The sequence below is a fragment of the Acinetobacter sp. GG23 genome, from assembly GCF_057766365.1.
The window spans coordinates 69,119-86,694 of sequence record NZ_JBYMDJ010000011.1 but is presented as its reverse complement, the minus strand read 5'-3'; the positions used below and the strand labels follow the sequence as shown (position 1 = coordinate 86,694).

At 40.8% G+C, this 17,576-nt stretch carries 18 protein-coding genes and 4 pseudogenes; 13 read left to right on the top strand and 9 right to left on the bottom strand.

Going from position 1 to position 17,576, the window contains the following annotated elements:
• Positions 1–50: 50 nt before the first annotated feature.
• Positions 51–755, bottom strand: coding sequence for an IS6-like element IS1008 family transposase (locus tag AC3CAU_RS15560; RefSeq protein WP_125269125.1), 705 nt, complete (start codon positions 753–755; stop codon positions 51–53).
• Between the two features lie 774 nt (positions 756–1,529).
• A pseudogene (locus AC3CAU_RS15555) lies at positions 1,530–1,730 on the bottom strand (transposase); the annotation flags it as partial.
• 225 nt (positions 1,731–1,955) lie between these two features.
• On the opposite strand from AC3CAU_RS15555, the gene AC3CAU_RS15550 reads away from it, so the two are divergent.
• The 5 genes from AC3CAU_RS15550 to AC3CAU_RS15530 all read left to right on the top strand — a co-directional run bounded on the left by AC3CAU_RS15550 (position 1,956) and on the right by AC3CAU_RS15530 (position 6,866).
• Positions 1,956–3,113, top strand: coding sequence for an iron-containing alcohol dehydrogenase (locus AC3CAU_RS15550; protein ID WP_062034281.1), 1,158 nt, complete (start codon positions 1,956–1,958; stop codon positions 3,111–3,113).
• Positions 3,114–3,199: 86 nt separating this feature from the next.
• The gene (locus AC3CAU_RS15545; protein ID WP_074947920.1) at positions 3,200–3,877 is read left to right on the top strand and encodes a type 1 glutamine amidotransferase domain-containing protein; all 678 of its coding nucleotides are present in this window, start codon (positions 3,200–3,202) and stop codon (positions 3,875–3,877) included.
• A 10-nt stretch (positions 3,878–3,887) separates the two neighbouring features.
• Positions 3,888–4,187 carry a DUF1330 domain-containing protein gene (locus tag AC3CAU_RS15540; protein ID WP_010116206.1) on the top strand — a complete coding sequence of 100 codons (300 nt, stop codon included), beginning with the start codon at positions 3,888–3,890 and terminating at the stop codon, positions 4,185–4,187.
• Between the two features lie 58 nt (positions 4,188–4,245).
• A complete protein-coding gene (locus AC3CAU_RS15535; protein WP_074947921.1) occupies positions 4,246–5,634 on the top strand; it encodes an NAD-dependent succinate-semialdehyde dehydrogenase in 1,389 nt (462 codons plus the stop codon).
• 104 nt (positions 5,635–5,738) lie between these two features.
• Positions 5,739–6,866, top strand: a complete 1,128-nt coding sequence (locus AC3CAU_RS15530; RefSeq protein ID WP_062034280.1) for an alkene reductase — start codon at positions 5,739–5,741, stop codon at positions 6,864–6,866.
• 83 nt (positions 6,867–6,949) lie between these two features.
• Here the strand turns inward: AC3CAU_RS15530 and AC3CAU_RS15525 are convergent, their stop codons facing one another.
• The gene (locus AC3CAU_RS15525; protein ID WP_029574618.1) at positions 6,950–7,180 is read right to left on the bottom strand and encodes a hypothetical protein; all 231 of its coding nucleotides are present in this window, start codon (positions 7,178–7,180) and stop codon (positions 6,950–6,952) included.
• A gap of 113 nt (positions 7,181–7,293) precedes the next feature.
• The gene (locus AC3CAU_RS15520) at positions 7,294–7,902 is read right to left on the bottom strand and encodes a TetR/AcrR family transcriptional regulator (RefSeq protein ID WP_010116202.1); all 609 of its coding nucleotides are present in this window, start codon (positions 7,900–7,902) and stop codon (positions 7,294–7,296) included.
• A 143-nt stretch (positions 7,903–8,045) separates the two neighbouring features.
• On the opposite strand from AC3CAU_RS15520, the gene AC3CAU_RS15515 reads away from it, so the two are divergent.
• The 6 genes and pseudogenes from AC3CAU_RS15515 to AC3CAU_RS15490 form a co-directional block, all read left to right on the top strand.
• A complete protein-coding gene (locus AC3CAU_RS15515) occupies positions 8,046–9,065 on the top strand; it encodes an NADP-dependent oxidoreductase (protein WP_010116201.1) in 1,020 nt (339 codons plus the stop codon).
• A gap of 16 nt (positions 9,066–9,081) precedes the next feature.
• A complete protein-coding gene (locus tag AC3CAU_RS15510; RefSeq protein WP_010116200.1) occupies positions 9,082–9,714 on the top strand; it encodes a glutathione S-transferase family protein in 633 nt (210 codons plus the stop codon).
• A gap of 284 nt (positions 9,715–9,998) precedes the next feature.
• Positions 9,999–10,427 (top strand): organic hydroperoxide resistance protein, encoded by a 429-nt coding sequence (locus AC3CAU_RS15505; protein WP_062034276.1) that lies wholly within the window; start codon positions 9,999–10,001, stop codon positions 10,425–10,427.
• 6 nt (positions 10,428–10,433) lie between these two features.
• A complete protein-coding gene (locus AC3CAU_RS15500) occupies positions 10,434–10,865 on the top strand; it encodes a MarR family winged helix-turn-helix transcriptional regulator (RefSeq protein ID WP_005401805.1) in 432 nt (143 codons plus the stop codon).
• Between the two features lie 10 nt (positions 10,866–10,875).
• Positions 10,876–11,160: pseudogene (locus AC3CAU_RS15495) on the top strand (transposase); the annotation flags it as partial.
• Positions 11,161–11,264: 104 nt separating this feature from the next.
• A pseudogene (locus tag AC3CAU_RS15490) lies at positions 11,265–11,897 on the top strand (IS6-like element IS1008 family transposase); the annotation flags it as partial.
• Positions 11,898–11,927: 30 nt separating this feature from the next.
• Here AC3CAU_RS15490 and tnpC read toward each other — a convergent pair.
• The 3 genes from tnpC to tnpA form a co-directional block, all read right to left on the bottom strand.
• The gene (gene tnpC / locus AC3CAU_RS15485) at positions 11,928–13,511 is read right to left on the bottom strand and encodes an IS66 family transposase (protein ID WP_447054539.1); all 1,584 of its coding nucleotides are present in this window, start codon (positions 13,509–13,511) and stop codon (positions 11,928–11,930) included.
• 74 nt (positions 13,512–13,585) lie between these two features.
• Positions 13,586–13,975, bottom strand: coding sequence for an IS66 family insertion sequence element accessory protein TnpB (tnpB, locus tag AC3CAU_RS15480; protein ID WP_101598935.1), 390 nt, complete (start codon positions 13,973–13,975; stop codon positions 13,586–13,588).
• Positions 13,918–14,301: an IS66-like element accessory protein TnpA gene (gene tnpA, locus AC3CAU_RS15475; protein ID WP_005006377.1), complete on the bottom strand. Its 384-nt coding sequence runs from the start codon at positions 14,299–14,301 to the stop codon at positions 13,918–13,920. Before tnpA ends, tnpB begins: the two co-directional genes overlap by 58 nt.
• A gap of 80 nt (positions 14,302–14,381) precedes the next feature.
• On the opposite strand from tnpA, the pseudogene AC3CAU_RS15470 reads away from it, so the two are divergent.
• Positions 14,382–14,468: pseudogene (locus tag AC3CAU_RS15470) on the top strand (IS6 family transposase); the annotation flags it as partial.
• A gap of 6 nt (positions 14,469–14,474) precedes the next feature.
• Positions 14,475–14,654: a metal-sensing transcriptional repressor gene (locus AC3CAU_RS15465; RefSeq protein WP_447054540.1), complete on the top strand. Its 180-nt coding sequence runs from the start codon at positions 14,475–14,477 to the stop codon at positions 14,652–14,654.
• 45 nt (positions 14,655–14,699) lie between these two features.
• Here AC3CAU_RS15465 and AC3CAU_RS15460 read toward each other — a convergent pair whose 3' ends face one another.
• Positions 14,700–14,792 (bottom strand): YHYH domain-containing protein, encoded by a 93-nt coding sequence (locus AC3CAU_RS15460; RefSeq protein WP_151809984.1) that lies wholly within the window; start codon positions 14,790–14,792, stop codon positions 14,700–14,702.
• Positions 14,793–14,949: 157 nt separating this feature from the next.
• Complete coding sequence (locus tag AC3CAU_RS15455; RefSeq protein WP_243475388.1) at positions 14,950–17,427, bottom strand: heavy metal translocating P-type ATPase; 2,478 nt, start codon at positions 17,425–17,427, stop codon at positions 14,950–14,952.
• Positions 17,428–17,576 lie beyond the last annotated feature (149 nt).

Genomic DNA, 17,576 nt, shown 5'->3' with positions numbered 1-17,576 from the left:
CACTGTTGCAAATAGAGATTTGAGTCGATGAAATTCCCTTTAAAAAGTACTTAGAGACCGAAAACCCTGTTGATTAGACACACTTCACCCTGAGGCTGACCATAATAAAATGACGATGCTTGTCCTTTACGTAGTGCACGCATGACTTCAATACCTTTAATTGTGGCATAAGCCGTCTTCATAGATTTGAATCCTAATGTGGCCCTGATGATCCGCTTTAACTTACCATGATCACATTCAATGACATTATTTTTATACTTAATCTGCTTGTGCTCAATATCTACTGGACATTTTCCTTCTCGCTTTAACCGTGATAAAGCATGGCCATAGGTCGCTGCTTTATCTGTATTGATGACCCGTGGAATTTGCCATTTTTTCACCGTATTGAAGATCTTTCCTAAGAAACAATAGGCTGATTTACTGTTCCGTCTAGCGGAAAGGTAAAAGTCAATCGTATGACCACGTTGATCAACTGCACGATACAGGTAAGTCCATCGCCCCTTCACTTTGATATAAGTCTCATCCATATGCCATGAATGTAAATCTGTAGGATTACGCCAATACCAGCGTAACCGTTTTTCCATTTCTGGAGCATAACGCTGAACCCAACGATAAATTGTACTGTGGTCCACATTTATGCCTCGTTCAGCGAGCATTTCTTGAAGTTCACGATAGCTGATGCCATATTTACAATACCAACGAACAGCCCAAAGAATGATTTCACCTTGAAAGTGCCGACCGTGGAAGGGATTCATCTGCTGTATCTCGAAATAAATAAGATATTTAGCTTATCATGTCAGCCTATTTGCAACAGTGCCCTCTTTCTTCTGTGACCCTTTGAAGTTCTTTTTTTTGTATGAGAGTAATAAAGTTTCATACTAAGTATTAAAGTATCATACTGAGTAATAGTGTTTAATATTCTATTATCCATAACTTTTTTAATTCTACAAAAAAACCACTTTGCAGTGGTTTTTTAAATTAATTTGATATATCTATTTGATATCAAATATAAGATTTTCTTTATCATATTTAGCAGAATATGCTACTACAGACTCAGAATGAAGTTTTTTATCTTTGTCCGTATAATTAATACTTATTGAATCCTCAGTATCTGAATAATGTATTTGATATTTATATGAAGCATTCGGTGCTAAATCACCAATAACATCTACTCTTTTTATCAGCAGCGTATAACTGGCCTGTTATTAAAGATAAAGACAAAGCAAGAATATAAGTTTTTTTCATTTTTCAATAGTATCCTTTTAATTCGATTGATATTCCAATTTAGAATGTTTTCTGCCTTACAAAGTAATCTTTTGTTTATTTAGTTTTTATAAGACTTATAAGATGAAATTAACTCATTGAGCCTAAAGCTTCATATAAGTATGAAACTTTATTACTCTAAAAAAATTTAGTAGGTCATGTTGGATTGCTTCAGTATGAGTCTTTATTTTTTTAGCTTAGGTCTTACTACGTAAAATCAAAGGGTTGAGAGTAAACCAGTATGATAATTTTTTACTCTCACACATTTTTAGCTTTGCCAATTCTGCAAGTGGATCACCAGATTCTATGATTTTAGGCTGTTGAGGATCATAACGTTTAATCCAGACATAAAGACTATGCGTGGTTGTACCTAAACGTGCGGCAACTTCAGCCACACTATGACCTTTTTCAGTCACTTGCTTTACTGCTTCAATTTTGAATTCTTCAGGGTATCGCTTACTGCTAATAAGCACCTCGTTAATTAGCCATTTTATTGGAACATCATCGACTCAAATCTCTATTTGCAACAGTGCCTTCTTCTTTAATTTATATATAAATAGACGACTGGTCTATTTTTGTATATAGTTGCTGCATGATCACAGCAAAAACCGCAGTGTGGATTAATTTTTATAGTTGACGCGATTAATAACGGTGGTTTTTCAAATCATTAACTGATTTTTGAGGATAAAAATATGCTGAATTTTGACTTTTATAATCCAACCCGTATTCTTTTTGGTGCCGACACGATTGTCAAAATCAATGACTATGTGCCTGCAGAAGCACGGGTATTAATGCTGTATGGTGGCGAAAGTGCCCGTAAAAATGGCACATTAGCTGAAGTGCGTGAAGCATTAGGTACACGAGAAATTCACGAATTCGGAGGAATCGAACCGAATCCGAGCTATGAAACCCTAATGAGAGCAGTAGAACTGATTCGTGAACAAAAGCTTGATTTCTTAATGGCTGTCGGCGGTGGCTCGGTGATTGATGGCACCAAATTTATTGCAGCAGCAGTCAATTATGCAGGTGATACATGGGAAATTTTAGAAACCCATGGCACTCAAATTAGCCAAGCTTTGCCTTTTGCCAGTGTACTCACTCTTCCGGCAACCGGTTCAGAAATGAACAACGGTGGGGTAGTTACCCGAAAATCGACCCAAGCCAAACTTGCATTTAGCAGTCCCTATGTTTTTCCGCAATTTTCGGTGCTAGACCCGAATAAAACCTATAGCTTGCCGACGCGCCAGTTGGCAAATGGCGTGGTCGATGCATTTATTCATGTCATGGAACAGTACTTAACTTACCCTGTCAATGCACAAGTACAAGATCGTTTTGCCGAAGGTCTATTGCAAACCCTGATTGAGATTGGACCGAAAGTCTTGGAAGATTCGGCAGATTATGACACGCGTGCCAATTTAATGTGGACCGCCAGCATGGCACTGAATGGCCTGATTGGAGCAGGTGTACCACAAGATTGGTCGACCCATTTGATTGGACATGAGCTCACGGCTTTACATGGTATTGATCATGCTCGTACCTTAGCAATTGTGTTGCCGGCCAATCTACAAGTACGTCGTCAAGAGAAGCGAGAAAAATTACTACAATATGCGACTCGTGTCTGGCAGATTGTCGAAGGTGATGAAGAACAACGTATTGATGCAGCCATTGCCCGTACTCGAACCTTCTTTGAGCAACTCGGACTGCCAACTCGTCTTAGCGATTATCAATTGGGGGCGACAGATATTGAGATCATCATTACGCAACTCGAATCACACAATCTGACCCAGTTAGGTGAACATAAAAATGTTTCATTAGAGATCAGTCGCCAAATTCTCGAGACGAGCCTCTAAACAAGCGTATCTGTCATGGTCACGCCACACGGCATGTGATCATGTAACGATGCTCCCCCAATCCTAAAAATTATCAGAGAAATAATATGAAAATTTTACTCGTTCTGACCTCACATGCACAACTAGGCAATACTGGTGAGAAAACAGGTTTCTGGCTAGAAGAACTTGCTGCACCGTATTACACCTTTATTGATTCCGGGGCTGAAGTCACGCTAGCTTCACCTCAAGGTGGGCAGCCACCACTCGATCCGAAAAGTAACTTAGCCGATGCACAAACTGAAACCACACATCGTTTTGAGGCGGATCCAACTGCAATGCAAGCATTGGCACAGACGCAAAAACTTAGCGAAATTTCTGTTGCTGATTATGATGCAGTGTTTTATCCGGGCGGGCATGGTCCATTGTGGGATTTAGCAGAAGATCCGATTTCAATTGCTCTGATTGAACAGGCGATTCAGTCTGGAAAACCAGTTGCAGCAGTTTGTCATGCCCCGGGTGTTCTTCGTCATGTGAAAGAGAGTAATGGAATGCCTTTAGTCAGCGGTAAATCTGTGACTGGTTTTACCAATACTGAGGAGGCCGTTGTAGGGTTGACCGAAATTGTACCGTTTTTGGTCGAAGACATGCTCAAAGAAAATGGTGGTCATTATTCTAAAGCGGGTGATTGGCAAGTGCATGTCCAAGTAGATGGCTTACTGGTTACTGGACAAAATCCCGCCTCTTCTGCTGCAACCGCCACAGCATTACTTCAATTGTTAAAATAAGGAGTAGTCAATGTCTGCATATGTGGTATTTACCCGTGAGCAAACTTCTGATTCTGAGCAACTGGTGCAATATGCAGAGAAAGCCCCACTTGCTCGTGAAGGTCGTGAGTTAACAGCATTGGCTTTTTATGGTCAATTAGAAGTGCTCGAAGGCAATGAAATTGAAGGAGCTGTCATTCTACGCTTTCCTGATATGGCGGCAGCGCGAGACTGGTATCACAGTCCTGCCTACCAAGAAGCATTACAACATCGTCTGAAAGGGGCGACTTATCGTGTTTTTATGATCGAAGGTATCGAAGAAGCACTCTAATAGGGTGGTAACAAAATTAATCAGAGTATGTTTTTGATTACAAAATCTGGAAAATAATATGGCTTATGCATCTATTAATCCTTATAACGGTGAAGTACTAAAAACCTTTCCTGTTGCAAGTGATACAGAAGTAGAACAAATCCTCACAAACGCTCATCAAGCATTCTTGGCTTGGAAAGATCGATCGGTTTCTGAGCGTTGTGTGATTTTGCAACGTGCCGCTGATCTCCTGCGTGCAGATGCGAATAGATACGCAGGTTTGCTTACTCTTGAAATGGGTAAAATCACCAGTGAAGCATTGGCAGAAGTTGAAATTTCTGCACGTATTTTCGAATATTACGTTCAGAATGCAGAGTCTTTACTGGCTGATGAGCAGTTACCATTTGATCCTAATGAAGGGCAAGCAACACTAGTTAATGAACCCTTGGGTATTATATTGGCTATTGAGCCTTGGAACTTTCCTTATTATCAAATTGCACGCATTTTGGCGCCGCAATTAGCAGCTGGTAATACATTGATTCTCAAACATGCATCCAATGTCCCACAATGTGCTTTAGCTTTTGAAAAATTGATGTTAGATGCAGGTCTTCCTGTAGGTACTTTCAGTAATATCTTTGCAACAAGACAGCAAATTAAGACTATCTTGAATGATCCACGCGTACATGGAGTCGCGTTAACAGGTTCAGAAGGTGCAGGCTCTGTTGTTGCTTCCCAAGCAGGGCAGGCATTAAAAAAATCCACATTGGAATTAGGAGGCGCAGATGCATTGGTGGTTCTGCGTGATGCGGTATTAAAAGAAACTGTAAAATGGGCAGTAAAAGGCCGTCATTCAAATGCAGGTCAAGTATGTATTTCATCTAAAAGAATAATCGTTGTAGATGAAATTTATGATGAATTTTTAACACTCTATACAGAAGGTGTTGCACAACTAAAAGCAGGGAATCCTTTTGATGTAGAAACTACATTGGCACCTCTATCCTCACAGGCAGCTGCTGAAGAAGTACGTGAGAAAATTCGTCAAGCAGTTATACATGGTGCTATTGCTACTGAAGTAGGAGCTAGAGTGCCGAGTCAAGGAGCTTTTGTGCAACCAACTATCCTGACTAATCTAACCCCTGAAAATCCAGCGTATTATTGGGAGTTTTTTGGTCCTGTTTCAATGATTTTACGTGCTAAAGATGAACCAGATGCAATTGATATAGCTAATGATTCGCCTTTTGGTCTGGGTGGGTCGGTCTTTACAGAAGATACAAAACATGGTGCTGAAGTAGCTAAGCGTATTTCGAGTGGAATGGTATTCGTTAATCGACCTGCTTTTTCCAATGCAAATCTTCCCTTTGGAGGAATCAAACGTTCTGGTTATGGGCGTGAACTTATCGGTCTTGGTATCAAAGAATTTATTAATCATAAACTGATTTATGTTACTGATAGTAAAACCAAAGCCTAGCCTCTAATACCCTTTTACCCCTTTATTTTTTCTGTTGCAGGAAGGAGGGGTATTTTTTTTAAAATTTAGATCAATTATGGTCATGATCACTTGGAAACAATGAAATGAAAGCCAGCAAATTTTTTCAAAACCTGAGCTTAGGCCCGTATGTTTTGCAAAACCGTATTGTATTGCCACCATTAACGCGGTCGCGCAGTACTCAGCCAGGGAATATTCCAAATGAGTTGATGGCGACCTATTATCAACAGCGTACCGGGGCTGGATTTATGGTCACCGAAGGTACGCAAATCGAGCCACGTGGTCAAGGCTATGCTTGGACTCCTGGTATTTACAGCCCTGAACAGATTACTGGATGGCGTAAAGTGACCGAAGCAGTGCATGCCAAAGGAGGCATTATTTTTGCGCAACTTTGGCATGTTGGGCGTGTTTCACATACATCTTTGCAACCCAATCATGCAGCACCGGTCGCACCCTCGGCTATTGCGGCTGATAGCAATGTTAAAGTCTTTATTGAGACGGGGCCCAATGCAGGGACCTTAGCTGATCCCTCCATGCCACGTGCTTTAAGCAATGCAGAAGTTAAAGAGTTAGTACAACTCTATGCTCAAGCTGCACGCAATGCCTTGGCTGCCGGTTTTGATGGGGTTGAAATTCATTGTGCAAATGGTTATTTGGTGAATCAATTTATCTCTGCACATAGTAACCACCGTGAAGATGAATATGGTGGATCACTAAACAACCGTTTGCGTTTTTTACGTGAAGTGGTACAGGCGGTTGCCGAGGTGGTTGGTGCAGATCGTTTAGGAGTGCGTTTTGCCCCGCTATTTGAAAGTACAGAGGAAGATCGTGTTTACATGGGGTTGGTTGAAGAAGATCCACATGCGACTTATATTGAGGCCATAAAGATACTTGAAGAAGTTGGGATTGCCTATTTATCGATTGCAGAAGCTGATTGGGACAATGCACCAGAACTTCCTCATGATTTTCGTCGAGATGTCAGAGACACTTTCAGTGGTCGCATTATTTATGCAGGTCGATATACGGCAGAAAGAGGGACTCGAATTTTAGAGGCAGGACTGGCCGATTTAATTGCATTTGGACGGCCATTTATTGCGAATCCAGATTTACCCAATCGTCTCGCCCATGGCTGGCCATTGAATGCAGTAGATGCAAGCAGTATGTATGGTGGGACGGAAAAAGGCTATATTGATTACCCAGCTTACGCAGATTAATATTGACTAAGTGAGTTATTTTGCCAACCTTTGTGGTTGGCAAAATAAGGACTTAGGATTGCTGTTGCTAGCACAATTTCTTCTTAAAACAAATTCTTAAGATTTTTTAGCTGTGTAATGAGCCAACCCGCCAGTGGAAAGGAAATGAGTTGCGTCACGGGCACTAATACTATGACTTCAATGAACACCATCATCGGGAAACTTTGATGCTGAGTAATTGGCTTTAATAAAGTCAGTACCAGTAATAGTGTGGGATATAAGCCTAAATATCCGACTAAAATACGAGTCAGGAGGGCTTTAGAAGGAGAATTCATTGTGCGCTATACTCATTGATACTAAGTTGATGTAATAGCAGCACATTAATAAGTAATCATTTGGCTGCTATCACAACTTTTTACTTATCTAATTGATATTGAATATAATCTTTTTAAGACTCTGCACTTTTTAATAGAAACTCAGTCGCTCTCAGGGCTTGATGTAATGGTGTTTTATCTTTTTGCAACTTACTCAGTAATGCTGCACCCAACCACATTTGGTAAATCACTTGTGCCAACGTAGAGGCATCAGTGTCTGCTTGGATAGACTGATCTTGTTTTCCCAAAACAATTAACCCAGCAATCCGTTGGATTACATCATCGACACCAGCGGACATAATGGAGCGCATATCTTCAGATAGGTCGGCAACTTCTGCGGCAAGTTTCACAATTAAACAGCTATCTGCCCAACCACACTGCGTTTCAGGATCTTCAATCCATAATTTAAAATACCCGATCAGCTTTTGATAAGCGGATTGATCACTACTCCATACTTCATTTAAACGGACTTGGTAATTATCTACATAATACTGTACCAATTCACAGCCGAAAGACTCCTTGGATTGGAAGTAATGATAAAATGAGCCTTTAGGGATCTCGCAGCTTTGTAAAATTTCTTGTAATCCTACACCGGTAAAACCTTTATGCAAAATTAGGTCTGAACTGGTGTTAAGAATGTGTAAGCGCTTAGCTTCAGACTTCTTAATAGGGGTAAGCTTCATATTAATTGTGTACTCTATTGTAAAAAATAGACCAGTCGTATTGCTTTTCATTATAACTCATCTACAATGGATGTAAAGACGTTTTAATCGACAGTTTTGATTATCAATAGAAATACTTCTATATAAAACATGGAGTTATACAGGTGAGCACAATTAATAACCAACGCATCGTTTTAGCTAAACGGCCAGTCGGTGAGCCAAAACACAGCGATTTTCGAATTGAGCAAGTTGAGCTTTCTCAACTTAAACAAGGCGAAATGTTGTTAAAAACCATTTACTTGTCACTCGACCCTTATATGCGTGGTCGCATGAGTGATGCTCCTTCATATGCAGCACCGGTTGAAATTGGCGAAGTGATGGTCGGTGGAACAGTCAGTCAAGTGGTGGCCTCTAAAAACCCAAAATTCAAAGAAGGCGAGTGGGTTCTTTCCGGAAATGGCTGGCAGGGCTACGCAATTTCTAATGGGACTGCATGTCAAAGCTTAGGTATGCAACCTGAACATCCATCTTGGGCATTGGGTATTTTGGGAATGCCAGGATTTACTGCTTATATGGGGCTGTTGGACATTGGTCAGCCTAAAGCCGGTGAAACTTTAGTCGTTGCAGCTGCAACGGGACCTGTTGGTGCTACGGTTGGACAGATTGGCAAAATTAAAGGTTGTCGCGTGGTTGGCGTCGCAGGTGGGCCTGAAAAATGTCGTTATGCAGTAGAAGAACTCGGCTTCGATGCTTGTATCAATCATCATGATGAAAATTTTGCAGAACAATTACAACAAGCAGTTCCCAACGGTATTGATATTTATTATGAGAATGTAGGGGGTAAAGTGTTTGATGCGGTATGGCCATTGCTTAACTCTACGGCACGTGTACCGGTGTGTGGTGTGGTTTCCCAGTATAACGCTACCGAGCAAGCACAAGGGCCAGACCGTTTACCGGGCTTTATTTCCACCCTTTTAAGAAAGCGTATTCGCATGCAAGGCTTTATTATTTTTGATGATTATGGCAGTCAGTATCCAGAATTCAATCAGCAAATGTCCGAATGGTTGAAAGACGGAAAAATCAAATATAAAGAGCATATGGTGCAAGGTTTAGATAACACGATCAATGCTTTCAATGGTATGTTAAAAGGCGAAAACTTTGGCAAAGTGGTTGTAAAAATTTAAAAAAATAGGAATTATCATGATTACACTACATCATTTAGATCAATCACGTTCTTTTCGCATTTTGTGGTTACTTGAAGAAATCAAGCAGCCTTATGAGTTGAAACGCTATTATCGTGACTCAAGCACGCATTTGGCACCTGAATCTTTAAAAATCATCCATCCGTTAGGGAAATCTCCAGTATTGGAATGGGATGGCAAAGTTATTGCAGAGTCAGGCGCAATCGTTGAGTTATTAATTCAGAAACTTGCGCCGCATTTAGGACCAGATATGGATGAACCTACCTATGTCGATTATCTACAGTGGATTCATTTCTCAGAAAGCTCTGCCATGCTGCCATTTTTATTAAAAACGTTTAATGCGATAGAAACCAAGCAGGGCACGAAGTTGGTATTTCTAGAAAATTATACTCAAGTTGAGTTCGATAAAGTATTTGGCCATTTAAATGAATATTTAAAAGATAAAGAATTTCTAGTGGCAGACCGTTTAACCGGTGCTGACTTTATGATGGGCTTTGGGCTACATGCTTTAGTTTATCATATGGGACAAGGTGGAAATTATCCCCATATCCAACGTTATGTAGCAGGTTTAAGCCAACTACCTAGCTGGCAAGCCGCAGTACAAATTGAACAAGATGGTGTGAAAAGCTAAAATAGCAAGATTGATTTTTTCTCAAGGAGATTGAGAAAAAAGATGATGATTTTCTAGCCTTAAAATAAGCTGACACTTATTTTAAGTAAACGCCTAATGAGTTTCATTGGGCGTTTTCTATTTTAAAGATAGATAAGGATTCGGAATCTTTATCCTAATATCTATATAGAAGATAGTCCAATTAATAGAAAGAAATAGTGAACAAATATTTGATCTAATTTAAATTGTGTGCAATTATATTTTGTACAAATTAAATTAAATTAAATTAAGTTAAGGTAACACACATGAGTAATCTCTATTCAACTCAAGTTAAAGCAGTTGGTGGGCGTTCGGGAACTATTCGTAGCGAAGATGGTATTCTAGAGTTGAAATTGGCTTTACCAAAAGAATTAGGTGGTAAAGGTGATGCAACGAATCCTGAGCAATTATTTGCAGCTGGCTATGCTGCATGCTTTGGAAATGCAGTGATCCATGTAACTCGTAGCAATAAAGAATATAAAATCCGTGATAACGATGTAGAAGTCCTGAGCACTGTTGGAATGGTTGCTAATGGCAATGGTGGATTTGCCTTGACAGTACACTTAGATGTCACGATTTCAGGTATTTCACAAGCTGACGCAGAGAAAATAGTGGAACAAACACATCAAGTATGTCCTTATTCAAATGCTATTCGAGGTAATATACAGGTGTCTACCACTGTCTATACCAAATAAAAAGTTATGTCCAAGAATCAGCTTTGCTTAGATGAGCAACTATGTTTTCCTATTTATGCTGCATCTAATTTAATCGTAAAAGCTTATCGCCCTTTTCTTACACCTCTCGGACTTACTTATCCTCAATATTTAGTAATGTTGGTTTTGTGGGAAAAAGACTGTGTAAGTGTGGGTGATCTTGGACAAATTTTACATCTTGATAGTGGAACATTAACCCCACTATTAAAAAGAATGGAGACATCTGGTCTAATTAATCGATCACGTGATCCTAATGATGAAAGACGAGTTCTTATTTCATTAAAAGATAAAGGGCGAGACTTATCTGCTGAAGCAGAAAAGATTCCTAAAGAGCTTACCAAGAACATTGAGTTTGCTAACTTAAATCAATTACGAGATGAATTAAAAGCATTAGTTAATCTATTATCAGAAAGAATTTGAGACCTCTTTTACATCTGGTCTAAAAGCAATCTATCAGACAAGCACAGAGGACAATGCATTAAAGTCCCTAGATATCTTGTGTGATCAATGGAATCAACAATATCCAAAAATTGGCGAATCTTGACAGGAAAATTGGGAAAATATACGAACGATCTTTAGCAATCCAGCTGAAATAGGTCATGTAATTTATACGAGGAATGCGATTGAATCGTTGAATAGCGTAATCCGCCATTCAGCTAAAAAGAGAAAGATCTTCTCTTCTAATAATTCAGTGAAAAAGGTCATTTACTTAGCTGTACTAGCTCAAACCTGATCTGACAGTTACCCATTTTTTATGGCACTGTTGCAAATAGGCTGACATGATAAGCTAAATATCTTATTTATTTCGAGATACAGCAGATGAATCCCTTCCACGGTCGGCACTTTCAAGGTGAAATCATTCTTTGGGCTGTTCGTTGGTATTGTAAATATGGCATCAGCTATCGTGAACTTCAAGAAATGCTCGCTGAACGAGGCATAAATGTGGACCACAGTACAATTTATCGTTGGGTTCAGCGTTATGCTCCAGAAATGGAAAAACGGTTACGCTGGTATTGGCGTAATCCTACAGATTTACATTCATGGCATATGGATGAGACTTATATCAAAGTGAAGGGGCGATGGACTTACCTGTATCGTGCAGTTGATCAACGTGGTCATACGATTGACTTTTACCTTTCCGCTAGACGGAACAGTAAATCAGCCTATTGTTTCTTAGGAAAGATCTTCAATACGGTGAAAAAATGGCAAATTCCACGGGTCATCAATACAGATAAAGCAGCGACCTATGGCCATGCTTTATCACGGTTAAAGCGAGAAGGAAAATGTCCAGTAGATATTGAGCACAAGCAGATTAAGTATAAAAATAATGTCATTGAATGTGATCATGGTAAGTTAAAGCGGATCATCAGGGCCACATTAGGATTCAAATCTATGAAGACGGCTTATGCCACAATTAAAGGTATTGAAGTCATGCGTGCACTACGTAAAGGGTAAGCGTCCGCTGAATCCCATGCCTATTTTTTAATTTTGGTCGGATTTCCAGCGGTGTGGCAGTAATTCTTCTATTTGGGTCACTTTATGTGTCGGCAGCCTTTTCAGCACATCACTGAGATAGGCATACGGATCCAGGCCATTCAGCTTTGCTGACTGGATTAAAGTCATGATATTTGCCGCTCGCTGACCACTACGCAGTGACCCAGCAAACAGCCAGTTCTTGCGTCCCAAGGCCCAAGGACGCATCTGGTTTTCCACCCAATTATTATCTATAGGTAGATTGCCATCATCCAGATAGCGGCTTAAAGCTGGCCAACGCTTCAGAGTGTAATTGATGGCCTTGGCGGTTGGAGAACTCGATGGCACAGTCAGTTGATGTTGGTTAAGCCATTCATACAGTTGTTGCATCACCGGTTGACTATGCTGTTGTCGGTATTCGCGGCGCTGTTCTGCCGTACCATCGGTCTTTTTCCTGAGTTCTGCTTCTATCGCATACAGTTTCTGAATCAGCACCAATGCCTGTTCAGCGACCTGACTTTTCCCGGTCACATACAGTTCATGGAATTTACGACGTGCATGGGCCATGCAGCCCACCTCAATGACCTGGCCTGATTTAAAGCGTGCTTTATAACCACTGTAATCATCACAGACCAGATAGCCCTGCCAGCCTTTCAAGAACTCTTCAGCATGCTGGCCTGAACGACTATCTTGAAAGTCATAGATCACTGCCTGAACTGGATTGTACTGTGTGGTGGCATAGGCCCAGACATAACCTTTCTTCGGTTTTTTCTCATTCTCACCCATCCGCATAATGGTGACTGGTGTTTCATCTGCATGCAGCACCTGCTGTTGCAGCACCACCTCTTTTAAGGCATTGGCCAGAGGCTCCAGTTCTACACCGCAGCGACCTATCCAGTCAGATAACGTTGATCTAGAAAGCTCGATTCCCGCCCGCTGATAGATCAGACGTTGACGGTACAGCGGTAAATGATCGGCATACTTCGAGACCAGCACATGGCTCAGTAGTTCAGGACTGGCAATGCCTTTATCAATCAGATAGGCAGGCATCGCTTGCTGAGTCAGGGTGTCACACTGATCACAGACCCATTTGCCACGCACATGCTGTTCCTTATAGAACTGTGCCGGTCTGAAATGCAGTTTTTCACTGATATCTTCGCCGATACGACGTAACTGGCAGCCACAACTGCATTGGGTTGATGCAGGTTCATGCTCAATACGAATGGTGTGTAGATGATCGGGCAGCAGTCGACGTTTAGGTTTATTTGCTTTGGCTTTGTGTGTCGCTGCATCGGTTTTATCTGCATTCAGCCGTTCCAGTTCCAGATCAACGGCTGCAATATCTTCTTCGACCGCTTCATCCCAGAGATGGATTTGTTTTGCGGTGAGATGTTCGTTTTTACTGCCGAATTTATGCTTTTTAAACAGCGCCAGTTCATGCTCGTATTTTTGAGTGAGAACAGAGAGGTGTTGAACTTTGGCATCCAATTCTTGATTTGATTGCGCCAGAGACTGATGCTGCAGAGCCAACTGTCTGGTGAATTCCAGTAGTTGTTCATGGGTCAGTTGGCTTAAGTCAGGCAGCGTATTCATGACCGCAGTATGCCTGAGGTCATGAAGAGAATGAAATAGAACGTTTGGAGGATGGCAGAATAGCCGAGCTTGGTTTAGAGCATCGTGACCACCTGCTGTCGTCCAATACGTTGCCAAGGCAAACCCTGGATCAGTGCCTGTAACTGTTCCGGGCTGAGGGCTACGCTTTCACCCTGGTGAACTTTAGCCCAGTGAAATTTGCCCTGTTCCAACCGCCGGGCACACAGCCAGATGCCCAGTCCATCATGTACCAGCACTTTCATGCGATGGCCACGTTTATTACAGAACAGGTAAGCACAATGCGGTTTAATGTAGCCAAAGGCTCTCAGCACCTGAGCCATAGCCGTATCCATCCCTGCTCGCATATCCAGAGGTTGGGTAGAAAGCCAGATTTCATCAATGCGGATCATGTTGCAAGTGCCTTGAGTAATTCTGCTAAAGCAGATATTTCTGATACTTGCCATTTCAAGCCAATTTCTGCTTTTGAGTGGGGTAAAGTAATTTGAACCGTTAACATGTCAGTAGGAGTAGGATCTAATGGTGCAGAGCAAGATAAGGCAATAAATGCAGGTTTATTCGGTAGTGGTGAGCGATCATTCCCTGGCTTACCATCAATTAAGCGAATCCATTTGGATACAAGATTTGTATTCAATCCATGTTGCAAAGCGACCGAAGCAATTGAAACGTCCGGTGCTTTACAAGCCTGAACGATCTGCTGTTTAAATTCAGCACTGTATGTTCTTCGTTTTTTCGCAAGAGATGCGATAGATGTCTGGTTATTTGTAGTCATGAATTTTAGTCCCCACTTGTTTTTAAGTGGGGACTAAATTAAGGCTTATAGGATGAATTCATAAGGTGTGTTCAGCGGACGCTTACCGTAAAGGACAAGCATCGTCATTTTATTATGGTCAGCCTCAGGGTGAAGTGTGTCTAATCAACAGGGTTTTCGGTCTCTAAGCTTTTTTGAAGGGAATATCATCGTCTCAAATCTCTATTTGCAACAGTGCCATTAAAGGTGCGATAAATGGCTTAATGAATGAGTTAATAGAACTTCATCTTAGAGAACATGTACTCGGTGATACTGAGGAAATAAAGGAAAAAGAACTGAATGAATTTTTAGCTTTAGTTAAACGCTACTTATAACTTTAAAGCACAGTCTTTTAAATAAAAAAACTGTGTGCGCACCTATTAATGACAGTGGTAATCACCAGTTTTACTGTTGGTATGACAACCCTGTGAGTTCGTTCCCCCAGAATGAGCATTCGCATAGGTAAATGACATGCCTATAAAGCATATTAATAAAATTCTTTTCATCTTAATCCCTCTCAAATAATTAGAATATCAACTGTATGATATTTAATAAAAGCCAACATGGCTTAGACTATTTCCAAATATATAAAGTAAAGCCAACAAAACTTTAAATGTATATAAAAAATGGTTAAATAATTGCAAGGGGGGCTTTAAAACGTTTTAATCGTAAAGCATTTCCTAGTACAAATATTGACGAGAGAGCCATTGCACCAGCAGCAAATACAGGAGAAAGTAGCAGTCCAAATTGCGGATAAAGTACACCTGCTGCAATAGGAATCAGAGCTGCATTGTAAACAAATGCCCAAAATAAATTTTCACGAATATTGGTTATAGTCGCTTTGCTTAAAGCGATAGCATTCGGCACTCCTTTCAGGTTGCCAGACATCAAAACCACATCAGCAGCTTCAATAGCTACGTCTGTACCTGTACCTATCGCTAAACCAATATCTGCTTCTGCAAGTGCAGGGGCATCATTAATGCCATCTCCAACATATGCGAGTTTACCATATTGATTTTTTAATTTTTTAACGGCCTCTATTTTACCTTCAGGTAAGACTTCTGCAATAACCTCATCAATACCTAGTTTTTTTGCAATCGCTTGAGCTGTATGACGGTTATCACCTGTAATCATGGCAACCTTTAAACCTAACTGATGTAACGCTTCAATTGCAGCAAATGTTGATTCTTTAATTGGATCTGCTACAGCAATAATGGCAGCAAGTTTCTGGTCAATCGCAACATAGAGAGGGGTTTTTCCTTCTTCTCCCAAACGATCCGAAAATTGAGAAAAAACATTAGGATTCAAACTTAGTTTTTCCATATATCGATCTGCACCAATATGAACCAAATGCTCAGAAACCTTCGCTTCTATTCCGTAGCCAGTCACTGATTTAAAATCAGCAATAGGAGACAGGATTAATTCCTTATCTATAGCTGCTTGTACAATTGCTCGAGCAATAGGGTGCTCAGACTTTGATTCAACGGCTGCCATCAGTGAAAGTACGGCATTGTATTCAAAACCTTCTAAGACATGCAGATCGGTTAAAACTGGTTTCCCTTCAGTCAGAGTCCCTGTTTTATCAACTGCAACCACTTTAGTTTCTTTGAGCAGCTGTAAAGCTTCACCTTTACGAAATAAAACCCCCATTTCAGCACCCCGCCCAGTTCCCACCATGATTGATGTAGGCGTTGCAAGTCCCATTGCACAAGGACATGCAATAATGAGTACCGCAACTGCATTAACTAAGCTAAACGTTAGGGCTGGCTCAGGGCCGAAGATAAACCAAGTAATAAAAGTTAAAAGAGAGAGACCCATTACTACAGGTACAAACCACATGGTAATTTTATCAACCAATGCCTGAATCGGCAGCTTGGAGCCTTGGGCCTGCTCTACCATTCGGATGATTTGAGAAAGCACTGATGAACTACCAACAGAGGTGGCTTTGATATTTAAGCTGCCACTTTGGTTAATTGTTCCTCCTACCACAGTAGAGCCTATCGTTTTTTCAACGGGCATAGGCTCGCCAGTTATCATGGATTCATCAATAAAACTTTGGCCGTGAATAACTTCACCATCGACAGGGATACGCTCGCCTGGTCTAATCTCTACAATCGTTCCTGTTTGAACTTCGGCAATCGGAACTTCTATCACCTGATTATTGAGCTGTATTCTGGCAACTTTAGGCTGCATTCCAACTAGATGTTGAATTGCTAAAGACGTTCGGCCTTTTGCCTTGGCTTCAAAAAATCTACCTAATAGAATTAAAGTGATAATAACCGCTGCAGCTTCATAATAAACATTGACCGTGCCTTGTGGCAGGACACTTGGAAAGAAGGTGGCAACCACTGAGTAAAGATATGCAGCGAATGTTCCTACAGACACTAAGGAATTCATGTCTGGTGCTAAGCGGAATAAACTTGGGATGCCCTTTTTGAAGAAGCGTCGGCCTGGAAAAATTAATGCTACTGTGGTCAAGAAAAATTGCATTAACCAGCTATTTTGTTGGCCAATGTTATCCATCATAAACGTATGAAAGGCCGGAATCAGGTGTGATCCCATTTCTAAAATAAAAACGGGTAGAGTCAATAAGACTGACAAAATTAAATCTTTTTTAAGTTTTTCTAATTCAATATTCTTTTTATCTTGAAAGCTTTCCGTAGTTTGATGAACTGACTTTGCTTCAAACCCTGCTTTGGTGACAGCCTGAATTAACGAGTCACGAGTGACAGATGAGCTTGCCTGAATAGTCGCTTTTTCAGTAGCCAGATTTACATGTGCTGATTCCACACCCTCAACAGATTTTAAGGCTTTTTCTACTCGACCTACACAAGAAGCACATGACATACCCTCAATCGTAAGCTCTATTGGTTGCAGCGCTTCCACTTCGTAGCCAGCTTTTTCTACAACTTTAATTAAACTAGAACGATCAAGGGGACGATGCGAATAAATGACTGCTTTTTCGGTAGCCAGATTTACATGAGCCGATTCAACACCCTCAAGAGATTTTAAGGCTTTTTCCACACGGCCTACACAAGAAGCACATGTCATCCCCTCAATCTCTAATGTTTCACTGTAGTGTGGCGTATCAGTCATTTCGGTACTCATATACGATCTCTATCATTTAGATATGCTGAGTTCTATATGCGAAGATCAGCTCGAACCAAGATTATGGGGAATTCAGGGGCTACTTTTATTGCAAGCAAGTACAGATTTTATCTGTACGATGAGGAAAATAAGAGAGAGTAAAAGTGGTA